At 45.7% G+C, this 19,899-nt stretch carries 16 protein-coding genes; 11 read left to right on the top strand and 5 right to left on the bottom strand.

What is annotated here, in order from left to right:
- The first annotated feature begins 72 nt into the window (after positions 1 to 72).
- From BS19_RS16400 to BS19_RS16390, 3 genes are all read left to right on the top strand, one after another.
- Positions 73 to 456, top strand: coding sequence for a cytochrome b562 (locus tag BS19_RS16400; RefSeq protein WP_038176741.1), 384 nt, complete (start codon positions 73 to 75; stop codon positions 454 to 456).
- A gap of 103 nt (positions 457 to 559) precedes the next feature.
- Complete coding sequence (locus tag BS19_RS16395) at positions 560 to 904, top strand: hypothetical protein (RefSeq protein ID WP_038176739.1); 345 nt, start codon at positions 560 to 562, stop codon at positions 902 to 904.
- Positions 905 to 1,113: 209 nt separating this feature from the next.
- Positions 1,114 to 2,472: a PepSY-associated TM helix domain-containing protein gene (locus BS19_RS16390; RefSeq protein ID WP_245609303.1), complete on the top strand. Its 1,359-nt coding sequence runs from the start codon at positions 1,114 to 1,116 to the stop codon at positions 2,470 to 2,472.
- A gap of 53 nt (positions 2,473 to 2,525) precedes the next feature.
- Here the strand turns inward: BS19_RS16390 and BS19_RS16385 are convergent, their stop codons facing one another.
- Positions 2,526 to 3,452: a LysR family transcriptional regulator gene (locus BS19_RS16385; protein WP_038176828.1), complete on the bottom strand. Its 927-nt coding sequence runs from the start codon at positions 3,450 to 3,452 to the stop codon at positions 2,526 to 2,528.
- Positions 3,453 to 3,685: 233 nt separating this feature from the next.
- Here BS19_RS16385 and BS19_RS16380 point away from each other — a divergent pair, with 233 nt between their 5' ends.
- From BS19_RS16380 to BS19_RS16370, 3 genes are all read left to right on the top strand, one after another.
- On the top strand, positions 3,686 to 4,882 hold the full coding sequence (locus BS19_RS16380) for a glycine C-acetyltransferase (RefSeq protein ID WP_038176735.1): 1,197 nt from the start codon (positions 3,686 to 3,688) through the stop codon (positions 4,880 to 4,882).
- Complete coding sequence (tdh, locus tag BS19_RS16375; RefSeq protein WP_038176733.1) at positions 4,882 to 5,913, top strand: L-threonine 3-dehydrogenase; 1,032 nt, start codon at positions 4,882 to 4,884, stop codon at positions 5,911 to 5,913. Before BS19_RS16380 ends, tdh begins: the two co-directional genes overlap by 1 nt.
- Before the next feature lie 211 nt (positions 5,914 to 6,124).
- Positions 6,125 to 6,847 carry a carbonic anhydrase gene (locus BS19_RS16370; RefSeq protein ID WP_038176825.1) on the top strand — a complete coding sequence of 241 codons (723 nt, stop codon included), beginning with the start codon at positions 6,125 to 6,127 and terminating at the stop codon, positions 6,845 to 6,847.
- Between the two features lie 34 nt (positions 6,848 to 6,881).
- On the opposite strand, the gene BS19_RS16365 is transcribed toward BS19_RS16370, so the two are convergent.
- Positions 6,882 to 7,331 (bottom strand): hypothetical protein, encoded by a 450-nt coding sequence (locus BS19_RS16365; protein WP_038176732.1) that lies wholly within the window; start codon positions 7,329 to 7,331, stop codon positions 6,882 to 6,884.
- Between the two features lie 504 nt (positions 7,332 to 7,835).
- On the opposite strand from BS19_RS16365, the gene BS19_RS16360 reads away from it, so the two are divergent.
- The 5 genes from BS19_RS16360 to BS19_RS16340 all read left to right on the top strand — a co-directional run bounded on the left by BS19_RS16360 (position 7,836) and on the right by BS19_RS16340 (position 14,889).
- Positions 7,836 to 9,044 carry a NupC/NupG family nucleoside CNT transporter gene (locus BS19_RS16360; protein WP_038176731.1) on the top strand — a complete coding sequence of 403 codons (1,209 nt, stop codon included), beginning with the start codon at positions 7,836 to 7,838 and terminating at the stop codon, positions 9,042 to 9,044.
- Positions 9,045 to 9,229: 185 nt separating this feature from the next.
- Positions 9,230 to 10,459 carry a peptidase T gene (gene pepT, locus BS19_RS16355; RefSeq protein ID WP_038176730.1) on the top strand — a complete coding sequence of 410 codons (1,230 nt, stop codon included), beginning with the start codon at positions 9,230 to 9,232 and terminating at the stop codon, positions 10,457 to 10,459.
- A gap of 74 nt (positions 10,460 to 10,533) precedes the next feature.
- Positions 10,534 to 11,001, top strand: coding sequence for a DM13 domain-containing protein (locus BS19_RS16350; protein WP_038176728.1), 468 nt, complete (start codon positions 10,534 to 10,536; stop codon positions 10,999 to 11,001).
- 105 nt (positions 11,002 to 11,106) lie between these two features.
- A complete protein-coding gene (locus BS19_RS16345) occupies positions 11,107 to 11,955 on the top strand; it encodes a mechanosensitive ion channel family protein (protein ID WP_038176727.1) in 849 nt (282 codons plus the stop codon).
- Positions 11,956 to 12,141: 186 nt separating this feature from the next.
- Positions 12,142 to 14,889 carry a M16 family metallopeptidase gene (locus tag BS19_RS16340; protein ID WP_245609300.1) on the top strand — a complete coding sequence of 916 codons (2,748 nt, stop codon included), beginning with the start codon at positions 12,142 to 12,144 and terminating at the stop codon, positions 14,887 to 14,889.
- Between the two features lie 62 nt (positions 14,890 to 14,951).
- Here BS19_RS16340 and BS19_RS16335 read toward each other — a convergent pair whose 3' ends face one another.
- From BS19_RS16335 to lldD, 3 genes are all read right to left on the bottom strand, one after another.
- Positions 14,952 to 15,569, bottom strand: a complete 618-nt coding sequence (locus BS19_RS16335; RefSeq protein WP_038176723.1) for a lipase family protein — start codon at positions 15,567 to 15,569, stop codon at positions 14,952 to 14,954.
- A 133-nt stretch (positions 15,570 to 15,702) separates the two neighbouring features.
- Positions 15,703 to 18,540 carry an FAD-binding and (Fe-S)-binding domain-containing protein gene (locus BS19_RS16330; RefSeq protein WP_038176721.1) on the bottom strand — a complete coding sequence of 946 codons (2,838 nt, stop codon included), beginning with the start codon at positions 18,538 to 18,540 and terminating at the stop codon, positions 15,703 to 15,705.
- Positions 18,541 to 18,643: 103 nt separating this feature from the next.
- Positions 18,644 to 19,780 carry an FMN-dependent L-lactate dehydrogenase LldD gene (gene lldD, locus BS19_RS16325; RefSeq protein ID WP_038176720.1) on the bottom strand — a complete coding sequence of 379 codons (1,137 nt, stop codon included), beginning with the start codon at positions 19,778 to 19,780 and terminating at the stop codon, positions 18,644 to 18,646.
- Positions 19,781 to 19,899: the final 119 nt, after the last annotated feature.

Genomic DNA, 19,899 nt, shown 5'->3' with positions numbered 1-19,899 from the left:
AATCGTTTAATTTATTGGCTTAAATTCCAGTAAACTGAGCGACTTGATAAACCCAAATTAAGAATAACAACAATGAGAAAGTTACTTCCCGTTTTAGTCTTTGCACTTTCAGCTCAAGTATACGCCAGCGATTTTGACCTTAAAGCGACCATGAAACAGATTAAAGTCGAGTTTAATCATGCCGCTCAAGCTGAACAAATAACCGAAATGCAAGCAGCTGTGGCGAATTTGTCACAGTTAGTTGAACAATCGAAGTTAGGCGAATACCCACCGGAAAAGACCGAACTGTACTTAGAGGGGTTTAATAAGTTATCCGTGGCGTTAGATACAGTAGAAGATAAGTTGGCTGACGGCGATTTGCTTGCCGCTAAAGCAGCATTGAAGCGAGTTGACGCGCTGCGTGAAGAGTACCATGACAAACGCAATCCAAGCATTTGGAGTAAGTTGTTTAGTTAATGGCGTCATCATATCCGCTTAGGTGAACACGCTGTTACCTCGTAACATACTGACTTCGTAACCAAGAGGTTATATATTTGCGCTCAGTTAACTGAGAGCGATAATGATCAAAACGTCCTACTTTAAGCGAAATATGCTCATAGCAAGCACCTTAAGTTGGGTGCTTGTTGCATTGATGCCAATAATCAATGCTCACGGTGCGGCAGCAGGCCTTTGGGCAACGCTCTGTACGATAAATGGTTTTGAGCTGGTTCAAGTTAAACCCGGAGAACTTGAGCCCCAGCACAACAAGGCTTGTCCGTTTACTCATTTCTCTAGTTTCCATCAAGATTCGTTTTCTAGCCCTCTTTACAGCGCCGCGTTAACGCTAGCCTTGGTCAGAACGTACGCCTTTTGGTCTCTCAGCGAACGCTTTCAGTTGGCTATCCCCAGAGCGCCTCCTTGGTGAATTTTTCCTCAAATAAAAATCTGTTAACAATCTGGCTATAAGCCGAAAGTAAAGTTTATGCTCAGCACTTGCTGCGAATGTTTGTGGCTGTTGTTGTGCGCTCATAAAAGGAAAGTTTTATGTTGGGTAGTCATCCACAGGCTCAACCTAAGGGACGCACTCGTCCTAAAAATCAATCGCTAAATAGTAAAGCCAAGGTCCGTTATTTTATGGCGTGGCGCTGGCACTTCTACGCGGGGCTATTTGTTATCCCGTTTATGTTGATGCTAAGCCTTACTGGGCTAACGATGTTGTTTGATGATGAAATAGAGCAATTTCGTTATGGCGAAATACTTAATGTCATCCCGCAGGACACCGTTGCACCTATCTCTAAGCAACTTGAAGCGATTAACAACCAATACCCTAAATCGAATGTCACCCAGCTCGTTTACCCTAAGAAGGCAGATCTGGCTAATCGATTTAACATTCACTTAGCTGAGGGGGGCAACAAGGTCGTCACTGTTGATCCTTATTCTGCAAAAGTATTGGGTGAAATCGATAGAAGTGACAGTTGGTATGAACTGGCTAATGATATTCACGGGACGTTACTGATCGGAAAAGCCGGTGATTATCTTATTGAGATAGCGACCAGTTTGAGCCTCTTGCTATTGATTAGCGGTATTTATCTGTGGCTACCTACGGACAACAGTTCAAAAGCGGGTTTCCTAAAGTTAAGAATGGTAAGCGGTCGCCGAATTTTATTACGTGATCTTCACGCGAATCTTGGCGGTGTGCTTTCGGTTGTTTTGTGTCTATTTTTGCTTTCAGGTCTCGCTTGGGCTGGCGTTTGGGGGGCGAAAATGGTTCAAGCGTGGAATACGTTTCCCACTTATTACACATGGGGCGAAAAACCACAATCGACTCTGACCCATGCTGACCTAAACCATGGCAGCGAAGAAGAAATGCCGTGGAACTTAGAACTGGCAGAGGTTCCACAATCTCATCATAGTGGTGAGCATCAACTTAGCACTCAATACCGTGCTAAGAGTGCGGTTGATGCGGATAGCATTGTTAATCAGGCAAAACAGTTAGGTTTTGAGCGATTTAGTCTTTATTTTCCTCAGTCAGACATGGGGGTTTACACCGTATCAGCAAACTCGATGGCCGGTGAGGTCACTGATCCAAGACAAGATCGAACCACTCATTTCGATCAATATAGCGGACAAGTGTTAATGGACGTGACTTGGGATGACTATAGCTGGATTGCAAAGTTAATGGCAACGGGAGTGTCACTGCATCAAGGCGATCTTAGTATGGTTAACAAAGTGCTTAATGCCCTGTTCTGTCTTGCTTTTATTGTGATATCAATAACAGGAGCGTTAATGTGGTGGATGCGTCGTCCAGCCAAACAACGTCGACTTGGTGTCCCCGCTCATTTTGAACATGATGGCATATGGAAACTGGGTGTAATCAGTGTGGTACTTATTGCGGTGTGCTTTCCTATGGCAGGTGTTGGCATCATTGTGACCTTAATAATGGATGCTTTACTGGTGCAGCGCAGCAAAGCGCTTAAGGCTTATCTCTCTTGATTATGAGCCCCGCCATGTGCGGGGCTGTTGTTTATGCTCATCCTATGTTTATGCTAAGTCGATGGTTCTGCGGAGCCGAGTTGTTCGCTCATATAGTCTATGAATCCTCGCAGTCGGGCGGGCATGTATTTGGTTTGCGGAAATTGCATTGCAATCGCCCCATGGTAGTTACTTTTGATTGTCCAGTCAGACAACACCGCCACGACCTGATGTTGAGCAATTGCATCGGCGATAACAAAGTCGTGGAAAATACCTATCCCAAGCGCATTTTTTACCCCAGTCAGTCGCATTTGTGAGTGATTGACCGCGTAACGGCCATTGACAGCCACTGAGTGAAACTCATCGTCTTTGAAGAAGTCCCAAATATGGTCGCTGTCATTTTCGGCCAAATATAGACAGTCATGTTCGAGCAACTGTGTTGGATGAGTTGGCATGCCGCGCTGCTGAATGTATTTAGGGCTGGCACACAGCACTAGGTTGGTTTTATTGACTTCTTTCAACACTAAATTCTCATCCGGTTTATCGGTAAGCTTGAAGGCCACATCAATCCCATCACGAATCAGATCAATCTCACCGTCGGCAACCCGCAGTTTGAGTTGAATGTGGGGGTATTTTTGCAAGAACGGCACCACGTGGGGTTGTAAAACCGAGTTGAGAAAAGCTTCAGGCGCGGCAACGGTTAATGCACCGCTCATCTCTTGGTGCTGCGATGTTGAGATCTCAACAGCTTGCTTTGCTGCATTCACCATTACGATGGCTTGGTCGTACACTTGTTGCCCTGCGCGGGTAATGAGCAGTTTTCGAGTCGTGCGTTCAAATAGCTTCACAGACAAAGAGGCCTCTAGTCGAGTGACTAACTTACTTAACGCCGACGGCGTGACACTGAGTTGCTTTGCAGCGGCGGTAAAACTACCTTCGTCGACAATAAGAATAAAACTCGCCAAATCGGGGAGCAGGGCAATCAGTTGAGTATTTTTCATCGAATAGCGACTGTTCAAAACCAAAGTAACCGTTAGTGTAGCGGCCAACAATGTGACCGTCATCATTAAAGTTGAATATTTGTGCCTGTCATTCACTAATGTTTTTCCGTCCGACAGGATAATGCAAACCTTTCGATTGAATTACACTTAAGCAATAAGATTTCTGTCTTCACCAACGCTGAAGACAATCAGTACGTGAAGCACTGACAATAATAACGAGCAAGGAATCAGACATGTCTGCTACATTCTACGACCAGATAAAGCAACAAATTGAGCAAGTGAAGACTGAAGGTCTTTACAAATCAGAGCGAGTGATTACGTCACAGCAGCAAGCAGCGGTTAAAATTTCAAGTGGTCAAGAAGTCTTGAACTTCTGTGCCAATAACTATCTTGGTCTTGCTAACCACCCCGCGCTTATCGAAGCAGGTAAGTCAGGTATGGATCAGCATGGTTTCGGCATGGCGTCTGTTCGCTTTATCTGTGGTACTCAAGATATTCACAAAGAGCTTGAGCAAAAACTGTCTACATTCTTAGGTAAAGAAGATACGATTCTTTACACGTCATGCTTTGATGCAAATGCGGGTCTATTTGAAACCATTCTTGGTAAAGAAGATGCGATCATTTCAGATGCGTTAAACCACGCTTCTATCATTGATGGTGTTCGTCTGTGTAAAGCGATGCGATTCCGTTACGCAAACAATAACATGCAAGAGTTAGAACAACAGTTGATTGCAGCTAAAGAAGCTGGTGCGCGCCATATTCTTATCGTCACTGATGGCGTGTTCTCAATGGATGGCGTGGTTGCAAACCTTCCTGCTATTTGTGACTTAGCCGACAAATATGGCGCATTAACTATGGTCGATGATTCTCACGCGGTGGGTTTCATGGGCGAAAACGGCGCGGGTACTCATGAGTTCCACAACGTTGTTGACCGTATTGATATCATTACTGGCACGCTAGGCAAAGCAATGGGTGGCGCTTCAGGCGGTTATACCTCGGGTAAAGCGGAAGTGATCGATTGGCTACGTCAACGCTCGCGCCCTTACTTATTCTCGAACTCGGTAGCACCTGCGATTGTTAATGCTTCTATCCGTGTTCTTGACCTTCTGAAAGAGAGTGGCGAGCTTCGCGATCGCTTGTGGGAAAATTCAGCTCACTTCCGCGCTCGTATGGAAGCGGCTGGTTTTACTATGGGTGGCGCTGACCATGCGATCATTCCGATCATGCTTGGTGATGCAAAAGTCGCAGCCGAGTTCGCAGAGCGCGCTCTTGAAAAAGGCATTTACGTGGTTGGCTTCTCGTTTCCTGTGGTACCAAAAGGCCAAGCTCGTATTCGTACACAAATGTCAGCCGCTCATTCTCGTGAGCAACTTGATCGCGCTATCGATGCCTTTATCGAAGTAGGCCGCGACATGGAGATCATCAAATAATGAAAATTAAAGCACTTGCAAAACTAAAGCCTGAAGAAGGAATTTGGATGACAGAAGTCGACAAGCCTAAGCTTGGTCACAATGATCTTCTTATTCGGATTAAGAAAACCGCGATCTGTGGCACAGACGTCCACATCTACAACTGGGATGACTGGTCACAAAAAACCATTCCAGTTCCCATGGTTGTCGGTCATGAGTACGTCGGTGAAGTGGTTGGTATTGGCCAAGAAGTCCGTGGTTTTGAGCTTGGTGACCGTGTTTCTGGTGAAGGTCATATTACCTGTGGTCATTGTCGTAACTGTCGTGGTGGCCGTACTCACCTTTGTCGTAACACGGTTGGTGTAGGCGTAAACCGTGAAGGCGCATTTGCTGAATTTTTAGTGATCCCTGCATTCAACGCTTTTAAGATTCCTGAAGGTATCTCTGATGATTTAGCCTCTATCTTTGACCCGTTTGGTAATGCTGTGCATACCGCGCTATCTTTTGACCTTGTCGGTGAAGATGTGTTGATTACTGGCGCAGGTCCTATCGGTATTATGGCTGCTGCCGTTGCAAAACATGTTGGCGCACGCCACGTTGTTATCACGGACGTTAACGAGTACCGTCTCGATCTTGCACGTGAGATGGGTGTGACTCGTGCAGTCAACGTTGCTGAGCAAAAGCTTGAAGATGTAATGGCAGAACTTGGCATGACCGAAGGCTTTGATGTGGGGCTTGAAATGTCAGGCAATCCGTCGGCATTCAACTCGATGCTACAAACCATGAATCATGGTGGTCGCATTGCACTACTGGGTATTCCACCGTCTGATATGGGGATTGATTGGAACCAAGTGATCTTCAAAGGCTTGGTGATTAAAGGTATCTATGGCCGCGAAATGTTTGAAACTTGGTACAAGATGGCGAGTTTGATTCAATCAGGCTTAGATCTGACACCAATCATCACTCATCACTACAAGATTGATGACTTCCAACAAGGCTTCGACGTTATGCGAAGTGGCCAATCGGGTAAAGTTATCCTCGATTGGGAATAAAAAATTCTTATTACAAAGGCCGAGCATCCCAGCTCGGCGTTTTTTATATCTCAATTACACCTTAGTAAGGTTGCCATTCTCTCGTTTGCAATTATTTTGCATCGGATTCCAAAAAAACAGTGTAATCATAGTTTGCTGACTACTCAGCTCAATATTCTCATGTCTATATGATGTGTCCGGTTACGAGAACAATTAGCAAGGATATATAATGATGAAAAAAACCATAGTTGCATTAGGCATGTTAGCTGCGATTTCTGGGGTTACTCAGGCTTCTGATTGGGGATACGAGGGGCAGCATGGCCCTGAACATTGGGGGGAGCATTTTATTGAATGCGCACAAGGAAAAAACCAAAGCCCGATAGATATTCGAGATGTGGTAGAGGCTGACATTGAAAAGCTAAACATCGACTACCTTGGTAAGGTGACGGGTTTAACCAATAACGGTCACACGTTGCAAGCGGTGGTAGAAGGCAATAACCAGTTTAAGGTTGATGGCAAGGTGTTTACCTTGGCGCAGTTTCACTTCCACACGCCATCAGAAAACTTGATAGACAGTCGCCAGTTCCCGCTTGAGGCTCATTTTGTTAATGCCGACGACAAAGGGAACTTAGCGGTTGTTGCGGTGATGTTCGATACCGTTGAGAAAAGCAATCATGCCATGGCGACATTATTGGCTAAGATGCCGACAAAAGGCGAGAGTGTTGCGCTCTCTGAGCCGATCAGTATCAGCGACTTTATCCCTAAGTCTGACGATTACTATCGCTTTAATGGTTCGTTGACGACGCCACCGTGCAGTGAAGGGGTGCGCTGGTTTGTACTGAAATCACCACATCGTTTAAGTACTGATCAAGTGGCGGCAATGGAGCAGGTGATGGGCAAAAATAACCGCCCTGTTCAAGCGAAAAATGCTCGCTTAGTGGTAGAAAACGACTAATAAAAATAAACGCCAGTATCTACTGGCGTTTTGTCTATTGTTGCTTGTGCGCGATTTGCGCATACTGACGCAGCAAGTCGGTTAGGGTAGTGACCCACTCGAGAGCATTTTGTGGTGGTTGCTCAACGATAACTTCAACATGATTGCAATGTGTTTCTAGGGGAATCGCCCGTTCCAAATGGAAGGAGACGCTATAAAAGTGCCACAGTAACAGACGTTGCATGCGTTGAATGTTTTGCTGCTTATTGTCAGACTCAGAAAACAATGCAGGTAGCTCACTTAGCGCGATGGCATTCATTCTTAGCATGGCATCAAATTGTGCTTCTTGATGCTTTTCTGCACAGCTCATCTCATCTCCATCGAAAGTAAACAGTTCGGACATGGAATCCTCAGGTACCAAGCGATGAATCATGCGCAAGCTCAGTGTTTCAAGTTCATCGCGCGCCATGTTCGAGAGGCTGTTATAGGTATAATCAAGTTGCATAGACAATCTCAGACAAGAAAGAGGCCTGGTATTTTATCGATAAAAAATGAAATTGCCAGAAAACTAAATAAACAAGCCCCGCAAATTGGCGGGGCTTGTAGACAGTAAAGCCTTGACGTTATTAGTGTATCTTTTTGTTTTGATAAAGCACGTTAAGTATCACTTTCTAACAGTAGGTGTTATTGATAATTAAGCCAGTAATTTTGCTACCATTTTTGGTTGTTTATCTCTCTATTGTGATCTTAGTTCAATATTTATTATTGTTAATTTGTGCCATTCGACGCGGTCATTGAGCTCTTTTTTCGTCCATCACGATGAAAATGACTATTAATTAAGCGCGTGACCGTTTGCGTGAAAATATGTGATGAAACTCTCATTTATGCCGCTATACTTTCCGCCCGGTTGAGAATAACAGCTCTACCAATACAAGCCGTCACAGGGATTAGTGAATGACCCCACGGACCGGACCAGCTACCAATTGAATGCTTGTAGAGGTAATTTTTAATGAATGTTTTATTTGGCTTAATCGGAATTTCGGCCCTGCTCTTATGTGCCGTATTATTATCAGAAAGCCGTCGGTCAATTAATTGGAAAACCGTGTCGCGCGCTTTATTGCTTCAAGTGAGCTTCGCCGCATTGGTGCTTTATTTCCCGTTGGGGCAAGCCGCACTCACCAGTTTAAGTAGTGGCGTGTCAAGTTTGCTCGGTTTTGCTGATGAAGGCATCCGTTTTTTATTTGGCGATCTTGCCAACACTGGCTTCATTTTTGCGGTTCGCGTTCTTCCTATCATCATTTTCTTCAGTGCTCTTATCTCTGCACTTTATTACTTAGGGGTTATGCAAAAAGTCATCAAGTTTATCGGTGGGGGAATCCAGAAATTTCTCGGCACCAGCAAAGCGGAGTCTCTTGTTGCTACTGGTAATATCTTTCTTTCCCAAGGTGAGTCCCCGCTTCTAGTTCGTCCGTTTCTTTCTAAAATGACCCGCTCGGAATTATTCGCGGTCATGGCTGGTGGTATGGCGTCGGTGGCTGGTAGCGTTTTAGGTGGCTATGCAGGTTTAGGTGTTGAGCTTAAGTATCTGATTGCGGCAAGCTTCATGGCGGCGCCGGGCAGTTTAATGATGGCTAAAATCATTGTTCCTGAGCGCGACACTCCCATAGAACAGTGCGATATCGAGATGGATAAAGCCAAAGAAAGTAACGTGATAGATGCGTTGGCAAGTGGCGCGATGAACGGCATGAAAGTCGCCGTTGCCGTAGGTACGATGTTAATCGCTTTTGTCAGTGTGATTGCGATGGTCAATACTGGTCTAGAAAGTTTAGGCGAATTGATTGGCTTTAGCGGCATTACATTACAAGCACTGTTTGGCTATTTGTTCTCACCGCTTGCTTGGGTGATTGGTGTTCCAGCTAACGAAGTCTTGATGGCAGGTTCATATATCGGTCAGAAGGTCGTGATGAACGAATTTGTTGCCTTTATCGACTTTGTTGAACATAAAGCACTACTTTCAGAGCACACTCAAGTCATCATTACCTTTGCTCTATGTGGTTTTGCCAATATTGGTTCTATTGCGATTCAACTAGGTTCGATTGGCGTCATTGCACCAGAACGCCGATCTGAAGTGGCAAACCTTGGGATTAAAGCGGTATTAGCAGGTACGTTAGCGAATCTAATGAGTGCCTGCTTAGCGGGCATCTTTATCTTGCTCTAGCCCAAGCTAAGTTTACTATCAAAAACCGAGCCGGGAACGCTCGGTTTTTTTGTTTAACCAATGACGTGATGGTTATGCATGGTATTGCGCTAATTAGCGAAAACCTGATTTATAGCAACACCATTTTGTTTGGTCGGCGTAGGATGTCTGCATGCTGAAAAAACAAATAACAATGAGATGTTACTATGAACGAATTGATTGCACGCTTTCTGCGCTATGTGGCTTTTGATACCCAATCTAACCCGACCAATACCCAATGCCCAAGTAGTCCAGGACAAGGTGTTTTTGCGCAATTTCTCCAACAAGAGTTGCATGAGCTTGGTTTAAGTGATGTCCGTTTAGACAATAACGGCTATTTGATGGCACGCTTGCCAAGTAACCTTAATTACCCAGTACCAGCGATCGGTTTTATCGCCCATATGGACACAGCGCCAGATGCCTCAGGTAAAGGGGTCAAAGCACAAATTGTTGAAAACTACCAAGGAGGGGACATCGCGCTAGGAAAGGGAGATGAAGTGCTGTCTCCCATCCAATATCCAGATCTGCATACGCTTCATGGCCACAATTTAATTACTACTGATGGAACGACATTACTTGGCGCAGATAACAAAGCCGGCATTGCAGAAATCATTTCTGCGGTTGCTGAGTTGATTGCTCATCCAGAGATCCCTCATGGCGATATTTGTATTGCCTTCACGCCCGATGAAGAGATTGGCCGCGGCGCGGATCTGTTTAATGTCGAGAAGTTTGGCGCTGAGTGGGCGTATACCGTTGATGGTGGTCCTTTGGGGGAACTTGAGTATGAAAACTTTAACGCGACCAGTGCAGATGTTATCTGTTATGGCGTTAATGTTCACCCGGGCACAGCAAAAGGTAAGATGGTCAACGCAATGAACATCGCCGCCCAGTTTCAGCTACTGATGCCCGCGGACGAAACGCCTGAATGCACTGAGGGGTATCAAGGTTTCTACCATTTGAAGTCGGCCGAAATGACGGTTGCGCGCAGTGAGTTAGGCTACATTATTCGTGACTTTGAGCGTCAAGGTCTAGAACAGCGTAAACAGTTTATGCGTGACAAAGTTGCTCAATTGAATGCGAGTTTAGACAAGGGACGCGTCGAGTTAGTGCTCACCGACAGTTACTACAATATGAAAGAGCAAGTTGAACCTTATCCACATGTGATCGAGCTTGCTAAGCAGGCGATGATTGCCTGTGATGTCGAGCCCGTGATTAAACCTATTCGTGGCGGCACGGATGGGGCGCGTTTATCATTTATGGGCCTCCCATGTCCGAATATATTTACTGGTGGATATAATTTCCACGGCATTCACGAGTTTGTCTCTATCGAGTCGATGGAGCAAGCGGTTAAGGTAATTGTGACCTTGGCAGAAAAAACGGCGTTAAAATACCAATAAGTCACCATTGCTACGCTGATATTTCATTGAAATTCATATACCTTTAGCAGTAAGGGTTAGCAACGAGTTTCAAAATGAAAAGGTTTTTATTGCTGTTATCGCATACAGTTTGTTTAGGTTTGGGTTTCGCGATTGGGATTTATGCGCTGCCCATTCTTATTCAGCCCCTGCCTCCTAGTGTCAATGATGTCCAGCATGTTTCTGATCACGCTGTCTATACTGGCACCTTTCAGCGTGCGCGGAAAGACAGCGACTTACTGCATTGGGGTGCTGGCTCACTTTCTATTAATGAAGAACAAGTCGCTTTTATTGGTGAACTCGCTCCTGGCCCCGATTATCGACTGTTTTTTTCCCCTACGTTTATCGAAACGGAGCAAGACTTTATTGCTCAAAAGCACACGATGATTGAAGTCGGTGAAGTGAAAAACTTTGATCGTTTTACAATGATGTTGCCTGAAGGTTTCCCCATCAATGACTACAACACTGTGGTGATCTGGTGTGAAACGTTTGGTCAATTTATAACGTCTGCTCGTTACCAATAGCAAAGACTGAGTGCTCGATGATAAGATTCGGGCTCGATTGAATGTGACATGGTTACATAGAGGGGCATAGCCGCTCTTTTTATTACAAAATATTAGGAGTACCGAGTGGAGAAAGTACAGCTAGTTATTGATTTTCTTCTGGCTCATAAGTTGGTGTTTAGTGCGCTGATTATTATCGTTATCTCACTAGTAAGGCGACTTGTACTGTCGAAGATCCGTGGTGATGTTGCCTTTGTGTCGGAAAAACAGCGTAATTGGATGTCTCGTACTAAAAACGGCACCTTCATTTTTACGGTATTGACGCTGTTTATTTTATGGCAATCAGAGATCAGTGAGTTTGCCTTCTCGGTGGCGGCGATCGCTGTTGCGATTGTTGTGGCATCAAAAGAGATTATCTTGTGTTTTACTGGGTCTATCCAACGTGCAAGCTCGCGCTCTTTTCGTATCGGAGACTGGATAGAAGTTGGCAAAACATGTGGTGAGGTGATTGAACACAACATTATGGCGACAGTGATCCAAGAAATCGACCTTCACCATGGTCAATATCACTACACGGGAAAAACCATCACATTGCCTAACAGTATGTTTTTTACTTATCCGGTGAAAAACCTTAACTTTATGAAGCGTTATGTCTTTCACAACTTCTCTATCGTGGTGAGAGATTTCGTCAATTTGTATCCACTGTTACCAACTCTGCACGAAAAAATTGAGCATCACACCAACTATTTCCACGATGTGGCTACAAGATATAACACCATGATTGAAAAGCATGCAGGCGTCGATCTGCCGGGGGCTGAAGCGCACATTCATATTACGAGTGGTATTACAGGGGAGCAATTTGTTCATATCATGTTATTTTGCCCAACCGATAAAGCCGTGCACCTCGAACAAGAAATACGCTCTGATTTTATGGCGCTGTATGAGCAACGTTTTCCAACGCCGTTAGCCAGCTGATTATGCAGTGAAGGTCACTGTTATCGTCACTTCATTGCTGCGCCAACGTTCGTTTATACACGTTCGTTGGCAGCAGATAATATCATTTATGCAACACCTGCCCGAATAATCGATTAAGCCCCAAAAATCATTCTGCCAATTGATTGCTTTAAGGTATATTTCTCTTAATACCAATAACAATGCAGTATGGCTATGCGTAAATTATTCTTTTCACTATTGTTTATTTTGTCTGGTTGTGTTCAACCAAACGTTGAAGCTCCGATTGAACCGGATCCTGATTGGGTATCTGGCCAACTTGAAAACGGTGTCCGTTTTCACCTCTATCCAATGGAAGATACCGAAGAAGTTTCTTTACGATTATTCTTCCACGTCGGTTCTGCGCAAGAAACAGACGCCCAGCGTGGTTATGCTCACTTTCTCGAACATATGGCGTTTAACGGCTCAAAAAGCTTAGGTAATGACAATGTTATCGCGATGTTTGAACAGGCGGGCGTAACGGGTTCTGATGTTAATGCTTATACCTCATATTATGAAACCGTCTACGAACTCGATTTACCCGATCGCTCTCGACTGGATACCGCGCTCGTTTGGATGCGTGATATCGCTGATGGCCTTACACTTGAAGAGCAAGAAATTGAAAAAGAAAAGGGGGTGATTCAAGGTGAAATTCGCCGTAATCGACCTGAAAATCGCTCTTTCTTAGAGAAATACTATGATCATATCATTGCTGACACACCCTTAGCTCTGTGGGACCCTGTAGGGACAAAAGAGTCGGTTCAAAATGCCAGCGCTGATTCGATTCGTGACTTTTACCAAACTTGGTATCAGCCACAATATGCACAAATTGTGATTAGTGGAGACATAACTAGTGAGGAGGCGAAGGCGTTAATTGAAGCGAAGTTCGCCAGTTGGTCGGCAAACAATCAGGCATCAAACAAACGTAATCAAGATGTAGTACTCAAGGTTGACGATTATGTCGCTGAAGTCGGCCAATATGACTCGCCAAGCATCAGTGTTTTGATTGATAGAGGAACGTCAATCGTTAAGTTACGTGGTCAACAGCATCAATTGTGGCTTGATGAACTTGCTCAGTCGCTGATTTTCAATCGTCTTGACAGAGAATTCAATGATGCTGCGATCCCCCTGCAAGGTCTTGTCGTCAGTAGTGATTATATTAACTACCGCCGTTACACCTATTTGTCAGCGGCTTTTGCAGAACAAGAGCGTCAACAAGCTCAACAATTGATTGTCTCTACACTTGCAGCGCTGCGCGATTTTGGTGTCAGTAAACAAGAGTATCAAACTGGTTTAGCAGGTTATGTTCAACAGGCAGAGAACCTTGATTACAATTGGCAACAGCAAAGCACCATTGACGCGGTACAAAGCATGGTCGCTTCAATAACGCAGTCGAGCGTAAACCAATCCAAAGCCGACTATCAACGCAGTTTAGATGAATTTTTAACGCTTGCGACGCCTGAACGGATCAATCAACGCATTCAAACCCTGCTGACTCAAGAGAAAGTACTGCTTCTGGCAGCAGAGAATGACCAAGCGGTTGCCACATTGACCAAACAGCTACCTCAACTACGTGCGAGCTTTGATATTGCTGGGGTGAAACCCGTGATGTTAACCGCTCAAGTCGATCAGTTGAGTAATCCCTTAAGTGGCGGGGATATTGTCAGTAAAGAGCAACTGCCAGGTTTTACGGTGTGGACACTCTCCAATGGGGTAGAAGTATGGTTTGAACGTGATAAAACCGCAGGCGATTTCGTCCATATGGTTTACATTAGCCAAGGTGGCAAAGCGGCGTTAGATAGTGAACTGTATGCAGCTCATGGGTTAGCTCCGGGCGTGATTAGTCGAAGTGGTATCGGTGAGTTCTCTGGCAGCGAATTTGATGCGTATCTGACGCGTCAGTCGATTGAGGTGTATCCATTTGTCGGGCTGAGTCATCATGGCCTTGAGGTCGGCACCACGAAGAAAAAACTCGCAGATTCACTTAATGTTATCTTCAACGCGGTGACTAACGCGAAGGTTGATACTCGACAGCTTGAGGTGGTTAAGCGTGAGGTGATTGAAGAGCTACAAAGCGACCTAGAAACCCCTATCGGTCAGTGGAATAAAGCGATTAACCAAAACAGTTACCTGCCATCAAGTTTCCACCGTATGACCACTGCGCCTGAAGTGGCGATGGTCAATGACGAGCAAATTAACCAAGTGTACCAACAACTGTTTTCGGTTAACCGCAACAACAAGCTGGTGGTGATTGCTGATATGACCGAGCAAGAGCTTGAACCTTTGATCAAGTATTATGTCGGAGCAATTCCACTGCAACAGGGCCAGGCAGCTAAACTGCTGGCTGATTATCAGCGTAGTCCGAAAGCTCGTGTTGATATGCCGATCTACAATGAAGAGAACAGTTTCTATCTGCTACGTTCAACCAATCCTAATGCATCGATAACAACGGCACGTCTTGCATTTATTGACGATATGATTCAGCGCTTACTTGCCAAGCGCCTGAATGATTATGTGCGTGAAGAACTTGGCCTAGACTATGCGCCTGATGCTTACAGTGCCTCACTTGATGGAGAGGCCAGCACCGATTGGTTCATCGAAGCTCAAGTCGCACCACAAGATATCGACAAGATCGATAAGGCTGTCGCTAAAGTGATGCAAGGACTTCTAGATAACGTAACGCAACAAGATGTTGATCTGGTTGCCAAACAACTTGCTGTGGCGCTTCATCCTTTAGCGGATGATCCTGTTCAACGCGCTTGGTTTTATGCACGGTATTTGGTTCATGACTATGGCGTAGAGGCATTGCAAGATGTTGACATGATGACACAGTCAATAACGCTTGATGAGGTGCGAGAGCGGATTGAAGAGTCATTTGGGCGCGAGAGCTTGATAACTAAATACACGCTCACGCCTTAAGCGTAATCCAACCCTAAAAGCAGCGACCAGTCGCTGCTTTTTTAATGCTTAGAATGACTGATTTAATGTTTAAAATGACTGCGCTGAATGAAGTGATGGATTTGCTCTAGAGTAGCAGATCCATAGATTAAGCTCGTGTGACTATTGTTGATCTCTATATGGTCAGTCATGCCAGGAATTTTAGTTTCTTCGACGGTGACGGTGCCATCAGAACGTTTTTGATCGCCCTGAAGCAGTATTGAACGCGCCCCGATTGGTAGGGTGCCCGCAATACTGCCGAGTTTCTGGACAAAATCCCACTCTTCTTCGTGCTCGGTTAAGCCAAAATCAGGGGCATTACCAAGAATAACGCCCATTCCTAACTCTTCGATGCGTGATGCGATGGAAGCGCCTTGCAAAGGAGAGCCTATCGCGACCACATGTGAAATTTTGCGAACCGATGGACGTCGTGCCTTGAGATAGTGTTTGATAATCAGGCCGCCAAGACTGTGGCCTACCAGTACATTGGGCCCTTTTAGACTCAGTGCTTGGTCAATGTCACTGAACACGCGTTGCTCATCAATGGCCAAGCTATTGTAGGTTAACACTTGAGTTTGATAGCCCATACCACTGAGTTTATAACTAAGTGGCTTCATTACCATTCCGTGCATATACAGACCGTGTAAGATAATGATTTTCATGCGACTCTCCCGATAACCTCATAGCAGTATCTAATCACTTTCACAGGCGAAAAGCATTAAAAACCGTTGCGCTGGATGCAACTTTTTATCGGGCTAGCCGTATGGCGTCGCCCGAAGAGATTAAAAGACCTGATTATAACGGTGTGCTGACTTCATCAACCAAATATAACAACGATTGATAGGGGATGCCGCTATGGTGAGAGAGCCCAATTTCACAGGTTCGACTGTTACTAAAACCACGTGAACAACCTGACGGAACTTGTTGTTTTAATGTGTCTACCGCCGCTTCATTGAGCTCTGGTGTGGTGAAGCCTTTGTCCCCCGCCCAGCCGCAACAAGAGATGTGCTCAGGAACAACAACGTCAGTAACACATGCTTTTGCAAGGACTAACATATCGTTTTCTAATCCCATACGACGAGAGCTGCAGGTGACATGGAGCATAACGGTTTCATCTTTAGGTGAAATGGCCAAATGCTGCAAAAGATATTTAGAGACAAAACCTGTTGGTTCGAGGATTTCCATCGGTTTGCTGAAGGTCTCGATGCTTCGCTTGGCACATGGACTGGTGTCGATCAGTACAGGGTATTCGCCTTCGTAGCTAGCTTGCCATAAAGCATTCTCGAGTTGTTGGGCTTTTGATGTGGCGATGTCCTGCATTCCTTTGCTGTCGTACGGCATACCACAGCACTGGTCATTGAGCTTGTCGGGAATGATCACTTCAAATCCCGCCTTTTTAATTAATGACAACGTTACTTCAGTCAGACTACGTTGATCTTGTGCATCGGATTGTTGGCTCATGGTACGAGAAGCACAAGAGGGCAGGTAGACCACCTTTTTATCGGAGCGAACCAGCAACTCCATCGACTTTTCAAGTTTATGGCTGTTGGCTTGCGGTGTTTCTGGGAGCCAAATAGGGGTTTTGTTGCCGCTGAGCTTGCGAATACCGTTGGTCAGGCCCGCCACAGCACGCTCGCCGATCACATTAACGGCAATCTGGTTAGCTTTGAGAGAAGCACGAGTGAGTGAAGTCGTGGTAGAGAAATGATCCGCTGTCCATTTAGCGATCGGGGTGAATTTTTGATACTTAGCGGTGCGCAGCTGTTTAATTAAATCGCCAGTGTTAATCCCAACTGGGCAGCGCTCTGCACATAGGCCAGTTGCGGCGCAGGTATCGATACCTTGGTACTCGAAAATCTGTTCAAGTTCTGTTGCTGCTGTCTGTTCACCAGCCGCTCGGCGGCGCTGTAATTCTCGGTATAAAACAATTCGCTGACGTGGTGATAGTGTGAGCGTTCGAGACGGGCAAACTGGTTCACAGAAGCCACATTCGATACAACGGTCAACCAGATCATCAGCGGCGGGCATCGGTTTCAAATTTTCAATATGCGAGTGTGGATTGTCATTTATAATCACGCCTGGATTAAGTAAACCTTGTGGATCAAACAGGGCCTTGATTCTCTGCATTAGCTGATAACCATCTTGTCCCCATTCGAGCTCGACATAAGGCGCCATATTGCGACCCGTTCCGTGTTCGGCTTTTAGTGAACCTTGATACTTAACCGCAACTAACTCGGCGACATCATCCATGAACTGACCGTAGCGATTTATCTCTTGCTGCGAATCAAAGCCTTGAGTAAAGACAAAGTGTAAGTTGCCCTCAAGGGCGTGACCAAAAATGATCGCTTCGCTGTAGTGGTACTTGTCAAATAGTGCTTGCAGATCGCGCACGCCATTGGCGAGGTTTTCAACTGGAAATGCAACATCTTCAATGATCACTGTCGTGCCAACTTCACGAACGGCGCCCACCGCTGGGAACATGCCTTTGCGAATTCCCCAAAGCGTCGCAACCATGTTGGCATCTAAGGTGAAAGGCACGGACTCGATGATGGTGTATGGCGACAATGCCGCGAGAATTTGCTCACACTGGACATCAATACTAGCTTGTTCGCTGGCGTGGGTTTCAACCAAAAGTGCGGCAGCTTCAAGGTCAAGGTGTTGAATAAACTCTGGCATGCCGGGTTTATCGGCAACGGAGCGCAGCGCACGCCCATCCATTAACTCGACCGCTGCGACAGGCGTTTTTGAGAGTGTGGTGACCGCTCGACATGCTTCTTCAATGTTGGCAAAAACCAGAAGTGAAGAGGCTTTGTAATTGTGTTCGATTACGGTGTTATAAGTGATTTCAGCAATAAAGCCTAACGTCCCTTCAGATCCGATCATTAGGTGTTCAAGGACTTCAATTGGATCGTTAAAATCAACCAACGCATTAAGTGCATAGCCGGTGGTATTTTTAAGACGATACTTGTGGTGAATGCGGTCACTGAGCTCAGTATTCGCTTGAGTTTGTTCCACCAGTTCGGTTAATCCTTCAATGATGTCTGGACGTGCAACTCGGAAGGCGGCAATGCTGTCAGAGCAGCCAGTATCAAGCAGAGTTCCGTCGCTAAATACCACTTTGATACTGTCGAGGGTTCGGTAGGAGTTTTGCGCCGTGCCACAGCACATGCCGCTGGCGTTATTAGCCGCGATACCACCAATTTTGCAAGTGTTAATCGATGCCGGATCGGGGCCAATTTTGCGTTTGAATGGGGCAAGGTACTTATTGGCGTCAGCGCCAATCACGCCCGGTTGCAAAACGATTTTATTACCGTTATCAAGAATTTTATGACCGCGCCAGTCATCGGTTAATGTGATGAGCACAGAGTCCGACACCGCCTGACCAGACAAACTGGTACCTGCGGCGCGAAAGGTAAAGTGAACGTTCATCTCGCGGCAACATTGGATAGCGTAAGTCACCTCATCGAGACTGTTTAACCGCAGCACAATCTTTGGAACCAAACGATAGAAGCTGGCGTCAGTACCATAAGCTAAACGTTTTGCTTGTTCGGTGATGATGCGTTTAGCTTCAATCTCGACGGCGAACAGTGACTCAAGTTGTTGGTAGGTATTATCGTTAATGTGCTGCGACATGTTGGCTTCCTTGTGCTTGCTACTGACGTTATATTTTTTTTGCTGTCAGTAGTAAAAAAGTGTCACAGCGTAGTTAGATTTTCTGTGACACCTTGTTGATTTATTAAATGTTGACCAGTGACTGGCGATTTAGATCGTGAATACTTTTCGCACCAGTTAGCGTCATGGCAACGCGCATCTCTTTTTCATACAGGTCGAGTAAGTTTTCGACGCCAGCTTGGCCTTGAGCGGCAAGCGCATAAATAAACGATCGTCCCAGTAAGGTACAATCAGCGCCAAGTGCTAGCATCCGTACCACATCTAGTCCTGTTCGGATCCCTGAGTCGACAAATATCTTCAGATCGCCCTTTACCGCATCTGCAATGTTAGGTAGTGCCTTAGCGGTTGAAAGCACACCGTCTAACTGACGACCACCGTGGTTGGAGACCACAATACCATCAGCGCCAAAGGTGACAGCATCTTTAGCGTCTTGCTCATCCAATATGCCTTTAATTACCATAGGACCGTCCCAGAACTCACGAATCCACTCAAGATCTTGCCAAGAGATCGAAGGATCGAAATTATTGCCTAGCCAGCCAATATAGTCTTCAAGTTTGGTCGGCTCACCGCGGTAAGTAGAAATATTACCCAAGTCGTGTGGCTTACCAAGCAAGCCAACATCGACTGCCCAGCTAGGGTGACGCATGGCTTGGAAGACTCGTCGCATTGCCGCGTTTGGCCCGCTCATTCCTGAATGCATATCGCGATAACGAGCGCCAGGCACTGGCATATCGACGGTAAACACAAGAGTTGTCACGCCAGCAGCTTTAGCGCGCTCAAGAACGTTTTTCATAAAGCCGCGATCTTTAAGTACGTACAGTTGGAACCACATCGGACGCTCGATAGCAGGTGCGACTTCTTCAATCGGGCATACTGATACCGTAGACATGGTAAATGGGATGCCTTTATTTTCGGCGGCTTTGGCTGCTTGAACTTCACCACGCCTTGCATACATACCTGTCAAGCCAACTGGGGCAAGCGCGATCGGCATCGCAAACTTTTCACCAAAAATCTCTGTCTCAAGACTAAGGTCTTGCATGTCCTTCAGTACACGTTGTTTTAGCGCAATTTCGGCAAGATCTTCGGTATTCCTTCTTAGCGTGTGCTCGCCATAAGAGCCGCCATCAATATAGTGAAAGAGAAAAGGAGGCAGTTTTGCTTTGGCTGCAGCACGGTAATCAGTAGAAGCAGAGATGATCATAATTCAATCCTATTAATGGGTTATACGGCACCTTTCTGTTGAAGGCTTAGTATGGTCGACATCTAAAAGGGGTGGCGCTAATACTCACGATTTTGCTAGCGTTTTCACATTCGCAGGCT

Origin of the sequence: Vibrio pacinii DSM 19139 (assembly GCF_000711795.1) — a bacterium.
GTDB lineage: Bacteria > Pseudomonadota > Gammaproteobacteria > Enterobacterales > Vibrionaceae > Vibrio > Vibrio pacinii.
The sequence above is the reverse complement of the archived record's forward strand: the minus strand, read 5'-3'. Positions and strand labels throughout refer to the sequence as shown.

Bases quoted from the DNA above. Each gene is read 5' to 3' on its own strand.
- BS19_RS16350 (WP_038176728.1), top strand. From the start codon at position 10,534: ATGAAAAGGTTTTTATTGCTGTTATCGCATACAGTTTGTTTAGGTTTG.
- BS19_RS16395 (WP_038176739.1), top strand. From the start codon at position 560: ATGATCAAAACGTCCTACTTTAAGCGAAATATGCTCATAGCAAGCACC.
- BS19_RS16360 (WP_038176731.1), top strand. From the start codon at position 7,836: ATGAATGTTTTATTTGGCTTAATCGGAATTTCGGCCCTGCTCTTATGT.
- BS19_RS16380 (WP_038176735.1), top strand. From the start codon at position 3,686: ATGTCTGCTACATTCTACGACCAGATAAAGCAACAAATTGAGCAAGTG.
- BS19_RS16390 (WP_245609303.1), top strand. From the start codon at position 1,114: ATGGCGTGGCGCTGGCACTTCTACGCGGGGCTATTTGTTATCCCGTTT.
- BS19_RS16330 (WP_038176721.1), bottom strand. From the start codon at position 18,540: ATGTCGCAGCACATTAACGATAATACCTACCAACAACTTGAGTCACTG.
- tdh (WP_038176733.1), top strand. From the start codon at position 4,882: ATGAAAATTAAAGCACTTGCAAAACTAAAGCCTGAAGAAGGAATTTGG.
- pepT (WP_038176730.1), top strand. From the start codon at position 9,230: ATGAACGAATTGATTGCACGCTTTCTGCGCTATGTGGCTTTTGATACC.
- BS19_RS16335 (WP_038176723.1), bottom strand. From the start codon at position 15,569: ATGAAAATCATTATCTTACACGGTCTGTATATGCACGGAATGGTAATG.
- BS19_RS16385 (WP_038176828.1), bottom strand. From the start codon at position 3,452: ATGAAAAATACTCAACTGATTGCCCTGCTCCCCGATTTGGCGAGTTTT.
- BS19_RS16365 (WP_038176732.1), bottom strand. From the start codon at position 7,331: ATGCAACTTGATTATACCTATAACAGCCTCTCGAACATGGCGCGCGAT.
- BS19_RS16400 (WP_038176741.1), top strand. From the start codon at position 73: ATGAGAAAGTTACTTCCCGTTTTAGTCTTTGCACTTTCAGCTCAAGTA.
- BS19_RS16340 (WP_245609300.1), top strand. From the start codon at position 12,142: ATGGCTATGCGTAAATTATTCTTTTCACTATTGTTTATTTTGTCTGGT.
- BS19_RS16370 (WP_038176825.1), top strand. From the start codon at position 6,125: ATGAAAAAAACCATAGTTGCATTAGGCATGTTAGCTGCGATTTCTGGG.
- lldD (WP_038176720.1), bottom strand. From the start codon at position 19,780: ATGATCATCTCTGCTTCTACTGATTACCGTGCTGCAGCCAAAGCAAAA.